The sequence below is a fragment of the Ruegeria sp. BB10 genome (genome assembly GCF_056535725.1).
This window is the reverse complement of the sequence record NZ_JBQFIW010000001.1, coordinates 2181577-2195045: the sequence shown is the minus strand read 5'-3', so window position 1 is coordinate 2195045 and position 13469 is coordinate 2181577. Positions and strand designations below refer to the sequence as shown.

The following is a 13469-nucleotide window of genomic DNA, read 5'->3' as shown; positions in this document are numbered from 1 at the left end:
TGGCGATCTCAAGTGCAAGCCACCCATGAGAAAACGGCCAGCTAAGAGGAGACCGCCTATGAACCTCAGGTTGCTACGCTGCTCCATACTTGCCGGGATTGGTGCCCTTTCTGGTACTGCGTGGGCAGAGTCCCGGGAAGAAGAACTAGCAAAGCAACTTGCTAACCCCGTGGCCGCTCTCATTAGTGTACCATTCCAGCTGAATTATGATCAGAATTTGGGTGCCGACAGAAATGGTTCGCATTGGATATTAAACGTACAACCGGTTGTTCCCTTTGATCTTACGGATGATTGGAACCTCATATCCCGAACAATTCTTCCAATTGCCTCCATAGATGGTGGCCTGCCGGATTCTGGATCCGAGACTGGGCTAGGAGATACTGTTCAAAGCTTATTCCTTTCGCCCAAAACCAAGTGCGGGCGGTTGGATCTGGGGGCTGGCCCCGTTTTCTGCTGCCAACGTCGACAGATAACAGCTTAGGGCTCGGAGAGTGGGGTGCTGGAGTTACCGGCGTGGCACTCAAACAGCAGGGTCAGTGGACATATGGTGGCCTGACAAATCACATCTGGGACATTGATGGTGATACCGACATTAACCAGACGTTCTTACAGCCATTTATTTCCTACACAAATTCGAACGCATGGACGTTCACTTTAAACACTGAGTCCACCTACAGCTGGGAAACCGATCAATGGTCTGTGCCAATCAACGGTGTTGTCACCAAAGTACCCAACTCGGGGATCAACTTATCAGCGTAGGCGGGGAGTACGCTACTGGGCCGACGGCCCCGATAGTGGGCCCGACGGTTGGGGCATGAGATTTGTAGCTACCTTGCTGTTTCCCAAGTAGTTTAGCCTTTCCTGAGAGAATACCGCTTACCGGATGCAGGCATTGCGCTGATGAAAGCAAACGGCGGTTTGCTCCGCATCTCGGAGGATGTAGAGCTCGTAATGAAGGTCCGGTTTGGGCTGCGACCGGTCATTGATGTAAAATGTAGCGAAAGGCGGCAACGAGCCCAAAGTGCAAATTGCTGCACCGTGCATCAAGGCCGGCAATGCGCAGGAAGCGGACTTTGCAAAGTTGAGTGGTCCACTCTCAACCGAACTATCAGACCCGTCGGCTGCGAGCTCGTTATCATCCAAAACCGGTGAATCCTGGGCGGCAGTAGCTTTCGAGACCAACGACGGGGTAAATGCTCCAATAGCCCAAATGAACCGATCAGTTTGAAATCGGATTTGCAAACGAGGTGGCTATTGGAACCTACTAAGAAGACTACGCTACCAAAACGCGCCAGTGTCGGTCGAGAATACCTTCCCAACCTTCAGAATTCTTTAACCCGTTGGTTGTTTCACCCATCAGCGTCATTACCATCATACGACCGCGAATTTCAGCGTCTTGAGGCCCGAAACCGGCCTGTTCGAACAACCAGGCTGAAAACTCAAACCGCCGGTCCATAGCACGCTTATAGCTCAATGCAGCGTCCGCATCAGACTTCGCCCAGACCGCAATGGCCCCGTCTGGTCTGGAAGCGTCTTCGCGAATGACCTGTTGCATCAAGAGCCTGATCCGCTCTTTCGCGGGACCTTCAAACTTTATTGCATCCTCAATGATGTGCCCGGTCAAAGCTTCTTCCCAATAGGTTAAAACGGCGTCGAGTAAATCTTTTAAATTCCTGAAGTGCCAATAGAAACTTCCGCTCGTCAATCCCAACCTACGCGCAATAGCGACGACCTTTACGCCTTCTATTCCGCGCTCTCTCAAAACGTCCAGCGTCGCAAGCAACCAATCCTCGCGCGACGCTTTTTCCTTTTTTTCGATTACTGCCATTCCGCTTTCCATAGAGGCCTCTATTGACATAGAGAAGTCTATGGTACTACCGTAGAGATGTCTATGGTTGACTTGAGAATCACGCTTTTGTGACATGCTTAGCCACGTCTAAAGGGAGGGGGAACTATGAATAGATTACTCATTTCCACGACAAGTGCAGTTTTGGCGCTTGGGCTTGCGGTCAGTGGATCTGCGTTGGCGCAGAATATGCTTCCAAAAGGTCGAACGGCTGCTGCAATCGAAGACGGAACCTATCCGGCGTCCTATTTCCCAAACACTGAAATTCTCGGTGAAAGCGAGATGCGGATCACCGCATTGGGCACGGGAATGCCAAACCAAACAAAAGCGGCCGTGTCCATTTCGTTCCTAGTCGAGTTGGGCAACGGAGATACCTTTCTTTTCGACGTTGGCACCGGATCTACTGGCAACCTTTTTTCATTGCGACCAGATTTCTCAAAGATCGATAAAGTCTTTTTCAGCCATCTGCATGTAGACCATGTCGGTGACTTCATGGGTCTTCACGTTGGAGGCTGGCTCTCTGGCCGCTACACCCCGCTTCGTATTTTCGGCCCGTCCGGATCCGAGGAAGAACTGGGCACCAAGGCATATGTAGACGGTATGTCGAAGGCTTATGCTTGGGACCTTGCGACCAGAACCGGTGCTTTGCCGGATGAGGGTGCGAAACTTGATGTCACCGAATTCGATTACATGCAGGAGAACGAGATCGTTTACCAAGAAAACGATGTCACCATTCGTTCCTGGCCGGCGATCCACAGCCTCGATGGCTCGGTCAGTTATTCCCTTGAATGGAACGGGCTAAAGTACGTCTTTGGCGGAGATACCTACCCGAATAAATGGTATGTCGAGTATGCCAATGACGCAGACTTAGCGTCTCACGAAGCGTTTTTGCCGCCAGATGCGTTGGCACCCTACTTTGGCTGGGACATGAAGCAGGCAACTTATGTCGCCACCCGCGTCCACACCGAACCTGCGGCTTTTGGCAAGGTCATGTCAGCGGTCAAGCCTCGCATGGCACTGGGATACCATTCCGTTCTTTCACCAGAAAACTACCAGGCGATTTTGGAAGGCGTTCGTTCGACGTATGATGGGCCGCTGACGCTTGCGCGCGATCTGCAGGTAATCAATGTCACCAAGGATCAGATTGTCGTCCGGGAGGCCAGCGTGGATGACTATGCCCTGCCACCGGCAGTCGGCGACGAATACATCAAGGCGCCTCGCTCGAAGGAAAAAGAGCCATCTGACAAGGTGACTGCTGGCAAGTGGGAAGGATACACCCCGCCGCCGATGCCGGATCAATAACGACATCTTCGCTGCATCCGCGCGGCCAGATCACAGGTCGCGCGGGACAAAACGGCAAATGTCTTCCCATGAGAATGACGGCTGCGTCACAGACGCGTGTCGAGAGCTGGGGAACTCATTGCCCAGGCAAGTGATGGAACGAAAGCACTGCCAATGAGCTTGTCACGGAACACAGTAAGCAAACCACCGGGCAATGTCAGATGCCTGCTGGCACTTGTGACGGCAATGGTTTTGCCGATTGGGGCGCAAGGAGATGTGACGCCTTACAGCGGGGCGGAAGTCGCTGACAACATAGCCGTCTTACGAATTGAAGACGAAGGCATTCACCTGGATCTGGAAATATACCCTCGGGACTTAACGGCCTTCGCTGCGACTCTGTCATCTGGAGAATGGTTGGAACCACAGCCGGAATTGGTCACATATGACGTTGCATCCGACAAAGGCCTTGAAGATTTCTTGATAGTTCGGGGCGACGGAACTCCGTTGCCATTGCAATTCCTGACTGCGGAGCGCCGCAAAAGGATCGACCGCGCATCTCCTCTTGCCGGAATGACCGATCCTATCACCGGCAGCAAAATTCCAGCACCTCCTAATGATCCTGAAGTAATCTACGTTAGAGCATTCTATGACTTTGAGGGCCTGAAACCCGAGAAGTTGATCATCCGCCCTCCGCTGGCCAAAGACGAAAACACTGCGGTATCGATTGGCTTCATGGTCTTTGATCGCGCCGTTCCGGTCACACGGTTCAGTTTTCTCAGCAAAGAATCGCGATTTACGATCAACTGGTCGGACCCCTGGTTTACTGCATTTGCTAACGCAAACCTCAACCGTTCAGCCCAAAGCGGGACGACATCCTATTTGTATGTCGCTCCACGCGAACTCCGCCACGAGGTCCTGATCCGGTCTCGTGATCTTGCGCCCTGGATCGATCAAACCCTGGGTACCGGATCAAATCTGGATCCTGCGTTACAGTCACAGATTCTTGCGGATGCACTGAACGAATTCGCAACCAAGAACCCAGTCGCCATCGAGGGCGAGCAGGTAATGCCTTCGAACGTGCGCGGTTCGTTCCTGACGCTCGGGGAACGCGGGTTTCAGGTTGTTGATGGCCCCTCAACGCTTAATGCTGATACGACGTTCATCGGCGTGATATCGTCTTATCCTATTCCAACTTTGCCAAAGGAGGCGTCTGTCACCTGGGACATGTTCGGCGATACGATCCACGAAGTTCCTGTGACGCTGACGGATGTTGCTGGTCCGTTCCTGGATTGGGCGACGCCTGAGAATGCCAAGATCACGTGGGAAAATCACCTGAAACGATATGCCGAGCCTGAGGTTTTTCGGGTGAAGGCTCAAGGTGTTGTGTTTGTGCCTCTGTGGACAATGTTTACCGTTGGCCTTTCAGCTCTGGTCGGCCTGATCGCCATACTAACTTCCCAGAAGCACCTGCGGGTCAGATTGGCCATGCTGTCAATCGGTTGTTTTCTTCTCGTTTTGGTATTTTGGAATTCACGATCCATCTCATTGATAAGCCCGACTTATGATCAAGCTGCAGATCATGTCGCTGCGGATGCTTTTTCCCAGCTCATAGCCAACGTCTATGTTGCAGCCCTCGAAGTGTCGCCAGAAAAACGCAGCGAAGCGCTAGCACCAATCGTTCTGAATGTTGACCTTGTTGAGGTGTCTGCAGAACTGGAAGCAAGCTTGGGGATCCGGGTACCCGGTGGGGGCCTCGCGCAGATCGCTGAGGTCACGGATGTCGTCATAGTAGACGGTGGATTGAATAGATACGGAGCGTTTGAAGGCGTTGCGCAATGGCGGGTCGACGCGCGCGCGGGCCATTGGGGTCATGATCACCGTCGAAGGGTGGAATACCGCGCAAGGGTCGAGTTCCGACCTGAGCGAGGTAGCTGGAAACTTAGAGCAATCACTGTGTTGGAGGCGCGTGCACCGGATGTCTAAGCGGATAAGCAGAGCTTTGTTGGTTTTTGTCACGACCTGCCTGATTGTGTTCGCGGTTGCGAGCCACGCGCATTTTCTACTGAACCTGAACGTTCGGGTGTTCCACGTTGAACACACCAGCGACGGGTTGCGTATCCATCTTCGACTGCCCATGCCTTACCTTGTCGCGGACAAAACGGGAGCAATTGGAACAGATGGCCTTCCGTCCGCTGCTCCGTTTACGACAAATGCCCTTGAGGACGGCAATATCGTGCATTTTGCCGACCCCGTTCAACTGGATGCTGACCCGCTCGGGCTTGGTCGCATCGCTGAGGCCGGAACAATTGTCAAAGTGCAAGGTCAACGCGCAACGGGCAACGTGGAGTCTGTGGCAATCCATCGGGTGGGCGAAGAACCGGGATTTGCGACGCTGAACGAGGCCCAACAGGCGGTGTATAAGGGATCAACCCTGCCGCTTGATCTGCCCGTATTTGTTGGCGATGTCATCGTCGATGTCATCATACGGTATGACCTGAAAACCGCCCCGTCGACCTATGCGCTGTCAAACGCTCTGGACCCAGGTTTGCCGGATCAGGAAATGACCGCGAACCTCATCCTCGATTACGGTTCCAGCGATCCACTTATCTTTCGAACGCGGGGCCTGATGGAAGACCCGGTCGAGGTTTCAAGGTCCAGTTTCGCAGGTATCGTGTCGTTCATTTGGGAGGGCGTGCGCCACATTCTCGAAGGCATCGATCATGTATTGTTTGTAGTTTGCCTTGTCATCGGCGCCCCTGAACTGCGCGCGCTACTCTGGCGTGTCACCGGGTTTACAGTTGGCCACAGCGTAACACTTTCGCTTGGCTTCTTTGGCTATGTTCCATCCGGTGCATGGTTTGTCCCTTTGGTAGAAACAGGTATTGCGCTCTCAATCATCTATGCAGCTGTTCTGGCCATAAAACGAGAAGATTCGGGACCAAGCGCCAACAGAAAAGTTTTCGTGGTGACCGTCCTGATGGGGCTACTTCACGGCCTGGGCTTTAGTTTCGTGCTGCATGAAATTCTGCAAGTGACGTCGCCCAATATTTGGCAGAGCCTATTGGCATTCAACTTCGGCGTGGAAGTTGGTCAGGTCGCAATCGTTCTGGTAACGTGGCCGCTTCTAAACGCGATTTCAAAATTTGGTCCAACTCCTGAGTTTACGCTCAGAGTTTCGATTGCAATCGGCTGCGGCGCAATTGCGAGTTGGTGGACATTCGAACGTGGGAAAGACTTTCTGGACTTACTTTCAATTTAGCCGGTTACGAACGACAGCTTTGGGCTGCGACCTGCCGACTGCGACTGCAGGAGACAGATAGCCTCGGGATGGCCGGTTTGGGCTCAATCTGCTTGTCCAAACTCTCCATAGAGAAAGTCGGCAACGAGACCAAAGCTACCTCTCAGGCTCCTTGCTGATCACGGTCGTCACAGTTCGAGTTGAGCGACTTTGAGTGAGAGCTATCGCGCCCAAAACCAGCGCGCAGGCCAGCGCCTGTGTACCCGTGATTACTTCACCGAATGCAAGAACGCCAACAGCAAACATCGTGGGTAGTTCAATACTTCCGACTACAGCAGTGCGCGCTGCCCCAATAATAGGCGAACAGATCGTGTAAATCAGTTGCGGAATTAGCGCCGTCACAAGGCCCAACCCGACAACTAGAACCCAGTCGTTCCCACCTTCTGGTAGAATTTCGCCGACCTCGGATGAAAGAATGAGAGGGGCAAGGCCAATGACCGACCCAAGCGAGACTGACGCCATTCTGGCTAAAGGCGCAATACGTGACAGGCGGTGCACGAGAACACATATGCCGAAGCCAAAACCGAAAGGTGCCGCTAATGAGACGAGAAGGATTGGAATTTGGTCCGGTGGCACAGATGCCGGAGAACCTGCGAATATCGCAGCAGCGACGATCAATCCAGCCGCAACAAAGCTGCGCCGCGTTGGTTGATCACCAAAAAGCGCCCATGCTATGGCAATCGTAAACACCGGATAGGTCATGTAGAGTACGCCAACCGTCGATGCAGGAACAGTCTCAAGAGCAGTAACATAGCCGACCCAGCCAAGACCCATCACTGCGCCCGCAACCATACCCCAGACGATTTCTCGCCACTTTGAGTGATGCATTACAAGTGCGGGCAAAAGGACAACCGCTGCCAAGATGTACCGATAAAAGGCAACCGCATAGGGAGCGAGACCCTGATCGGTGAGCCCACGGCTAAAATAGGGTACAAGGCCAAAACAGATGGATGCAAAAAGCACACCAACGACCGCAAGGGCATAGGGTATGGCGTTCCGCTTGGCTGAGGTTAGTTGGTTCATTGCTGACAACTAACACGCTATGCCGCGGTTGACATCGTCAAGACAAATGAACGGCAACTTTGTACGCGTTCGCGACCTGCTGCATGAGCGAAAGACCGAGGTGTGATCAAGGTCTGGTAAGGGCTCATCGCAGGTCCGCAATCGTTCTGTGAGCTTAAAGATCTAGCGATCAGTCTTGTGGCGAACATGGCAAAGAGCGAATGCTTGCTTGGAAGTCCTGGATAAATACTTGGAGAATTTTAGAGAAAATCTGTGATGTCTTTCGCACTTCGATAACGGATTACTTGCTGGCGATCTTCTTGCAAATTCGGATGATGTCGTCTGCCTCATGTTGAGTAAGGCCAATTTGGGAAAAGACTTCAGATGATATCCCGCAGCTTTTTATCCAGATGCTGCGTCCTGTTTCAGTTAGAGTGACAATCTTCTGGCGCTCGTTCCCGTCCCGCGTCTCACGCCGTAACAGATCTTTTTCCTCAAGGCGCCGCAACAACGGCGTCATTGTCGCTCCGGATACGTCAAGCCGATTTGCCAAAGTAGAAATGGAGACACCATCCTCTTCGGACAATGCCATCAAGACCAAATACTGGGTGTAAGTTAGTCCCTGGGCCTTCAGAAGTATCTGGTAAAGCTGCTCTATCTTGTGCGAGGCCGCGTAGACCGCAAAACACAACTGATTGTCTAGCCGAACATCTTCGTCGGTCTCAGGCTTTTTCGTCTTGGGCACGATGGCGACTTTCATTTTTGATCTCGGGCACCTTTTAGCATCTGAAGTTTTTACTTGCAAATAATTAGGAAGCTAAATATTAGCTAGCGAATAAATGAAAATGGAGGATGTAATGATCAGACGCAGCATTATAGCTATTGGCATTTCTGTGGTGGCGGCACCTGCCGTCGCAGAAGGTGACTTTGACTTTGAAAAGGGTTTCGCTGCCTTCGAAGACTTGTTTGGTGTGACTGAAGGTAAACGCCGCAATCACACCAAAGGATTTTGCGTTGAGGGCACGCTTACACCCTTAGACGAGACGATTGAAACGTACTCCAAGAGCACTTTGTTCACTAGTGAATCTTCGGTTATTGCTCGGGTGTCCCACAAGGTGGTAAGGTGAATCCAGCAGACGACAAATACGGGCTACTTGGGCTATCGATGGAGATCACGACGCCGGATGATGACCTGCACGTGATTGCCATGAACACCGAACACTTCTTTCCGGTGCCGACGAGCGAAGCGTTCATCGAACTACTGCGTGCCAAGGCCGCTGGAGCGGAAGCAACCAAGGCGTTTGCAGCCGCCAATCCTTCATTGAAGACCTACAGTGAGTATCATGGCGCGTTGGATAAATCGCTTCGACCCCATGAGGGTACAACCTACTACAGCGTGAATTCTTTCCTCCTTGTAAATGACGGGGTCAAGAAACTGCGATGCGATTCATTTCCGCCCATCGGGGCAGGAGGATATCGTTGTTGACACTCACCCCGACTTCTTCATTGAAAACATGCAGGCCAATATCGCCAACGGGGGCGTGTCCTGGGACATGGTTATCGTTCTGGCTAACGCTGATGACAATGTCGAAGATCCCTCTGTTCAGTGGACCGGCGATCACACAGAAATCGTTGCTGCGCGTTTCACAGCGAATGCTGCGATGACTGAGACTGACGGGCAGTGTGACGAGATCAACTTTGACCCGCTGATCTTGAGCGACGGCTTTGCGCCATCCAATGATCCCATGTTGAAAGCACGATCGTTGATCTACGCACATGGTGTGGGAAAACGGCTGTCTGAAAATAATAACTTCGAATCCACTGAATCAGCGGATCAATCGATTTCCTGTGATGCTTTGCGCTGCCGGAAATACGAATTCTCAATGAGCAAAATGCATAGGCAATAAAGCCATCTCAAAGAGGGTTTCCGGCCTGCTCGATAACTGATCAAGGAGGGCGTCATGTCACAGGCAGTAAAGCTGATCGACGCATTGAATGGAACGTTTGGCCGTCACAATGGCTATCGCGCGTCACACGCAAAGGGGTTTACAGCACAGGGGCGTTTCTGTCCTGCTGCGGAGGAGCCGAGAGTTCAAATCCCGATGTTGAACAATGAATGCAAGGCTACGGCGCGCTTCTCCGTTGGGGGTGGAAAACCGGGCATCAGTGACAAAAGCCCTACGGTGCGCGGGATTGGGCTGGAGATCGGAAATGGATCAGACTCTTGGGTTCTGACGTTAATTTCGAACCCGGTTTTCTTTGCCAACTCTGCTGCACAATTCCGGGCTTTTCTTGCCGCTCGTATTCCTGATCCGGACACCGGTGCCCCGGATCCGAAGTTGGTAGAAGCCTTTAATGAGGCAAACCCCAACACGGTGCCACACCAACAATATCTTAGGTCTGTTGCACCCTGCCGTTGTTATTCGTCTGAACAATACCACTCTGGTCATGCTTATCGGTTTGATTGGAGTGGAAGGGAAATCTGCCCGAATTCTGCTGGAGCCGGAGGGTGGGCGTTTGGCATTGAGCAAGGAAGAGATGGAAACCCTCTCGGATGATTTCCTTCATGACAGGTTCCTGGAAAAGCTCTGCGATGGTCCCGCCCGTTGGTCGTTGAAGTTGGTGATCGCGAACGCCGCTGACAATGTGTCTGATCCGACTGTGCCTTGGAGTGGGACACATACCATGGTTGATCTTGGGACAATTCAGGTTGAGCTACCTGATGATCGTTCTGAAAGCACCAAAAGGTGTTCGACCCAACCCGGATGCCTGAAGGAGTTAGGGCACCTGGATGATGTTTTTTCCTGCGAAGTGGAGCTTACGCGGAATCTGCGGCAAGACGATCCGTCTGAGAGGCGGGTTGAATATCTGTGGTACCAGTGTCCCCCTTTAATAGGTATTGACAATACCTATTAAAGGGGCAGAAAGGAGCCCGAAATGGAGTAGATTCTGATGACAGCTGCGATGGTTGCCAAACCACAGATGTTTGAAATTTCCGCTGAGGAAATTGAGATATTGGTTTGCCGGTTTTACGCGCAGATAAGGTGCATCCTGTATTGGGGCCCGTGTTCAATGAGGCCATTCAGGATTGGAAAGCGCACGAAGAAAAGATCGCTTCGTTCTGGCGCGGCGCGATCCTCAGGGAGCCCGGGTATTCCGGAAATCCAATGCAGGCTCATCTGGCGAATTCAGACATCCTTCCCGAGCATTTTCCTTGTGGCTCGATCTGTTTGGCGAAACGGCACATCAGGTTCTGCAGCCAGATACCGCTCAAGCTTTTACTCATTTGACCAACCGGATCGGTAAAGGTTTGACCTTTGGGATCGAGAACTTTCGTCGCGAGGTGGGTGCCCCGCCGGAGTTGTCATGACCATATCGGTATATTCAAAGCGCAGGTCATTACCGAGCCGCCAATCCAAGTCGTGAAACGTTGGTTGCGAGCGGGATGGCGCGATTTTAGAGCGAACCTTGAGTATTCGATATGTTACGGCATTGCGCTTGTTCTGTTGGGATGGGCATGTGTCGCGGGTCTTGTGTTTAGCGGTCAAGGTTGGGTTCTGCTGCCACTTTTGGCTGGTGGTGTGCTTGTTGGACCCATTGCCACCGTTGGTTTGTATTCGATCGCCAGCGGTGACACTGGACCCGCCGTCGCTAAGGGGCAGATTGCTCTGGTCGGCGCGATCCTCATGGTGTTTGCCCTGACTTGGATACGTGCCGCGACAGTCATGTTCGCCATTGTTTATGGTCTGCGCCCGTTCTCAGGCTTCGCTGACACTCTACTGCTGATGATCAGCACACCGTCCGGCTGGGCTTTATTAGTCTCTGGATCTTTGATCGGCGGATTGTTTGCATCGTTGGGGTTCGCTGTCTCAGCCTTTTCGCTTCCGATGCTTGTAGACCGCAAGATTGATGGCTTCTCAGCCATGGGGCTGAGTTTTAATGCCACCACTCACAATTTTCGTCTTTGCCTGTATTGGGGCAGTGCGATTACCGCGCTGACTTTGTTGGGGATTTTAACGGGCCTGCTAGGGCTGGCCGTAGTTTTCCCTTTGCTGGGATATTCAACCTGGCATGCCTATGCAGAGCTTTTCCATGGAGACGCACAATGACAGAAGCCCTTCCAGAAGGCGTGGTGCACTATGCGACTTCGCAATTCACGCACGACACTCTGCCAGAAAAATTGCGCAAGGATCACAGCACGAAAGCCGGTGTCTGGGGCCAATTGGCGGTGCAATCTGGCCAGCTTTTGCTGCGTCGAGACAACAAAGATGACTTGGTGTTGGCTGCGGGTGATACGGCGGTCTTTGCGCCCAGGAAACTCACTCTGTGAACCCCATGGGAGAGGTCGCATTGGAAGTGCGTTTCCACCGGCAGGAGCGGCCAGATGCTGAATAACAATACTGTCGAAAACGTTTTGGTCCTGTGTGCTCTTGCCATTGTTCTGATCGGCGGAGTGGCCATTCTTGGTTGGGGTGTACCTATCGCCTATGTGCTGCATGGCTGGATGATCGCCATCTTCGCCGGTTGGGGTTGATCTGGATGATCACCCGAATGAGTGAAGAAATCCGGGACATCCCGCTTGAGTATAATGACAAGGTCACGCGTTTCGGTGTCATAGCTGCTCTATTTTGGGCCTTGGTTGGTTTTACCGTCGGAGACATTCTAGCTTGGCAACTGGCCTTTCCGGCATTGAACGGGGATATTTTCTGGTCGAACTTTGGCCGGTTGCGTCCGGTACACACGTCTGCGGTCATTTTTGGATTTGGCGGCAATGCCCTAATCGCAACTTCGTTCTACGTGGTGCAGCGCACCTCGCGGGCAAGACTGGCCAGTGAATCGCTGCCTTGGATGGTGTTTTGGGGCTATAACCTTTCATGGTCCTTGCGGCGACCGGCTACCCCTTGGGGATTACCCAATCCAAGGAATATGCGGAACCGGAATGGTACGCGGATCTTTTGTTGCTGGTTGTATGGGTAGGGTACCTCGCGCTTTACCTAAAGACCCTTTCGCGTCGGGCAGAGCCGCATATCTATGTGGCCAACTGGTACTATCTGGCATTCATCGTCGTCATCGCGATGCTGCACACGGTGAACAACCTCTCGGTCCCCGTCTCCATCGCTTACCCCAAAAGCTACTCGCTTTTTCGGGGACGCAGGATGCCATGACGCAGTGGTGGTACGGGCATAACGCGGTTGGTTTCCTGCTTACGGCAGGGTTCCCGGGATGCTCTATTACTTCCTGCCTAAAGCTGTGAACCGGCCGATCTATTCATACCGCATGTCGATTGTGGGGTTCTGGGGATCACTTTTCTCTACCTTTGGGCCGGTTCGCATCACTTGCATTATACAGCCCTGCCTGATTGGGTTCAGTACCTTGGTATGACCATGTCGATCATTTTGCTGGTTCCCAGCTGGGCCTCTGTGTTCAACGGCATCCTTACGATCAACGGGGCTTGGGATAAAGTCCGGACGGACCCGGCGGTCCGGTTCATGATGGTCGCAATTCTGTTCTATGGGCTGTCGACATTTGAAGGTTCGTTCATGGCGATCCGCCCGGTAAACTCGCTAAGCCACTATACCGACTGGACGGTTGGGCACGTTCATGCCGGCGCCTTGGGTTGGGTCGCCTTCATCACCTTTGGTGCCTTGTACAAACTGGTGCCCTGGATATGGAAGCGGGACGGCGTATATTCCTTGCGGCTGGAGGCCTGGCACTTCTGGCTCGCCCTGAGCGGAACGCTGATTTACGTCGGCGCGATGTGGAACAGCGGCATCACGCAATCGCTGATGTGGCAGACCTATGATGCGGACGGCGCTTTCCTCTATTCCTTCCTCGACAGTGTGATCGCGATGCATCCCTACTATGTCGCCCGCGCGATTGGGGGCTGTTGTATCTGATCGGAGCCTGCATCGGTGCATACAATATTTACATGACTGTAAGTGGGCCGAAGAAGGCCCAAACCCGGGAAGCCGGACCATTGGTCCAGCTGCCAGCGGAGTAAGTCCCAATGAGCACTCAGCACCAAAACTCGAACGCCATTCA

Annotated in this window: 13 protein-coding genes and 1 pseudogene; 11 read left to right on the top strand and 3 right to left on the bottom strand. The window is 52.8% G+C overall.

The features are described 5' to 3' along the window. Positions 1-1273: 1273 nt before the first annotated feature. Positions 1274-1828, bottom strand: a complete 555-nt coding sequence (locus ACR3EP_RS11320) for a TetR/AcrR family transcriptional regulator (protein WP_480637868.1) — start codon at positions 1826-1828, stop codon at positions 1274-1276. 195 nt (positions 1829-2023) lie between these two features. Between ACR3EP_RS11320 and gntH the strand changes: the two genes are divergently transcribed. From gntH to ACR3EP_RS11305, 3 genes are all read left to right on the top strand, one after another. Then, positions 2024-3148 carry a guanitoxin biosynthesis MBL fold metallo-hydrolase GntH gene (gntH, locus tag ACR3EP_RS11315; protein WP_480637866.1) on the top strand — a complete coding sequence of 375 codons (1125 nt, stop codon included), beginning with the start codon at positions 2024-2026 and terminating at the stop codon, positions 3146-3148. Between the two features lie 153 nt (positions 3149-3301). Next, positions 3302-5110, top strand: a complete 1809-nt coding sequence (locus ACR3EP_RS11310) for a hypothetical protein (protein WP_480637864.1) — start codon at positions 3302-3304, stop codon at positions 5108-5110. Further along, positions 4998-6386, top strand: a complete 1389-nt coding sequence (locus ACR3EP_RS11305; RefSeq protein ID WP_480637863.1) for a HupE/UreJ family protein — start codon at positions 4998-5000, stop codon at positions 6384-6386. Before ACR3EP_RS11310 ends, ACR3EP_RS11305 begins: the two co-directional genes overlap by 113 nt. Positions 6387-6521: 135 nt before the next feature. Here the strand turns inward: ACR3EP_RS11305 and ACR3EP_RS11300 are convergent, their stop codons facing one another. Both ACR3EP_RS11300 and ACR3EP_RS11295 read right to left on the bottom strand, forming a co-directional pair. Next, positions 6522-7448, bottom strand: a complete 927-nt coding sequence (locus ACR3EP_RS11300; RefSeq protein WP_480637861.1) for a DMT family transporter — start codon at positions 7446-7448, stop codon at positions 6522-6524. Positions 7449-7728: 280 nt separating this feature from the next. Continuing rightward, complete coding sequence (locus ACR3EP_RS11295) at positions 7729-8187, bottom strand: MarR family winged helix-turn-helix transcriptional regulator (RefSeq protein ID WP_480637860.1); 459 nt, start codon at positions 8185-8187, stop codon at positions 7729-7731. 97 nt (positions 8188-8284) lie between these two features. Between ACR3EP_RS11295 and ACR3EP_RS11290 the strand changes: the two genes are divergently transcribed. The 8 genes and pseudogenes from ACR3EP_RS11290 (at position 8285) to ccoN (ending at position 13428) form a co-directional block, all read left to right on the top strand. Next, positions 8285-8554 (top strand): hypothetical protein, encoded by a 270-nt coding sequence (locus ACR3EP_RS11290; RefSeq protein WP_480637859.1) that lies wholly within the window; start codon positions 8285-8287, stop codon positions 8552-8554. After that, positions 8551-8913: a hypothetical protein gene (locus ACR3EP_RS11285; protein WP_480637857.1), complete on the top strand. Its 363-nt coding sequence runs from the start codon at positions 8551-8553 to the stop codon at positions 8911-8913. The genes ACR3EP_RS11290 and ACR3EP_RS11285 overlap by 4 nt, the downstream gene beginning before the upstream one ends. Continuing rightward, positions 8846-9334 carry a catalase gene (locus tag ACR3EP_RS11280; protein WP_480637856.1) on the top strand — a complete coding sequence of 163 codons (489 nt, stop codon included), beginning with the start codon at positions 8846-8848 and terminating at the stop codon, positions 9332-9334. Before ACR3EP_RS11285 ends, ACR3EP_RS11280 begins: the two co-directional genes overlap by 68 nt. 54 nt (positions 9335-9388) lie before the next feature. After that, positions 9389-9985: a catalase gene (locus ACR3EP_RS11275; RefSeq protein WP_480637854.1), complete on the top strand. Its 597-nt coding sequence runs from the start codon at positions 9389-9391 to the stop codon at positions 9983-9985. A gap of 530 nt (positions 9986-10515) precedes the next feature. Next, the gene (locus tag ACR3EP_RS11270; RefSeq protein WP_480637853.1) at positions 10516-10797 is read left to right on the top strand and encodes a hypothetical protein; all 282 of its coding nucleotides are present in this window, start codon (positions 10516-10518) and stop codon (positions 10795-10797) included. A 52-nt stretch (positions 10798-10849) separates the two neighbouring features. Beyond that, on the top strand, positions 10850-11536 hold the full coding sequence (locus tag ACR3EP_RS11265) for a DUF2189 domain-containing protein (RefSeq protein WP_480637851.1): 687 nt from the start codon (positions 10850-10852) through the stop codon (positions 11534-11536). Further along, positions 11533-11757 carry a TehB-like domain-containing protein gene (locus ACR3EP_RS11260; protein ID WP_480637849.1) on the top strand — a complete coding sequence of 75 codons (225 nt, stop codon included), beginning with the start codon at positions 11533-11535 and terminating at the stop codon, positions 11755-11757. The genes ACR3EP_RS11265 and ACR3EP_RS11260 overlap by 4 nt, the downstream gene beginning before the upstream one ends. Before the next feature lie 54 nt (positions 11758-11811). Continuing rightward, positions 11812-13428, top strand: a pseudogene (gene ccoN / locus ACR3EP_RS11255) (cytochrome-c oxidase, cbb3-type subunit I). Positions 13429-13469: the final 41 nt, after the last annotated feature.

What these genes read in the sequence shown, in the direction of transcription:
- ACR3EP_RS11320 (WP_480637868.1), bottom strand. Translation starts at nt 1,828, where the DNA reads ATGGCAGTAATCGAAAAAAAGGAAAAAGCGTCGCGCGAGGATTGGTTG.
- ACR3EP_RS11275 (WP_480637854.1), top strand. Translation starts at nt 9,389, where the DNA reads ATGTCACAGGCAGTAAAGCTGATCGACGCATTGAATGGAACGTTTGGC.
- ACR3EP_RS11310 (WP_480637864.1), top strand. Translation starts at nt 3,302, where the DNA reads ATGAGCTTGTCACGGAACACAGTAAGCAAACCACCGGGCAATGTCAGA.
- ACR3EP_RS11290 (WP_480637859.1), top strand. Translation starts at nt 8,285, where the DNA reads ATGATCAGACGCAGCATTATAGCTATTGGCATTTCTGTGGTGGCGGCA.
- ACR3EP_RS11305 (WP_480637863.1), top strand. Translation starts at nt 4,998, where the DNA reads ATGATCACCGTCGAAGGGTGGAATACCGCGCAAGGGTCGAGTTCCGAC.
- ACR3EP_RS11280 (WP_480637856.1), top strand. Translation starts at nt 8,846, where the DNA reads ATGACGGGGTCAAGAAACTGCGATGCGATTCATTTCCGCCCATCGGGG.
- ACR3EP_RS11295 (WP_480637860.1), bottom strand. Translation starts at nt 8,187, where the DNA reads ATGAAAGTCGCCATCGTGCCCAAGACGAAAAAGCCTGAGACCGACGAA.
- ACR3EP_RS11260 (WP_480637849.1), top strand. Translation starts at nt 11,533, where the DNA reads ATGACAGAAGCCCTTCCAGAAGGCGTGGTGCACTATGCGACTTCGCAA.
- ACR3EP_RS11300 (WP_480637861.1), bottom strand. Translation starts at nt 7,448, where the DNA reads ATGAACCAACTAACCTCAGCCAAGCGGAACGCCATACCCTATGCCCTT.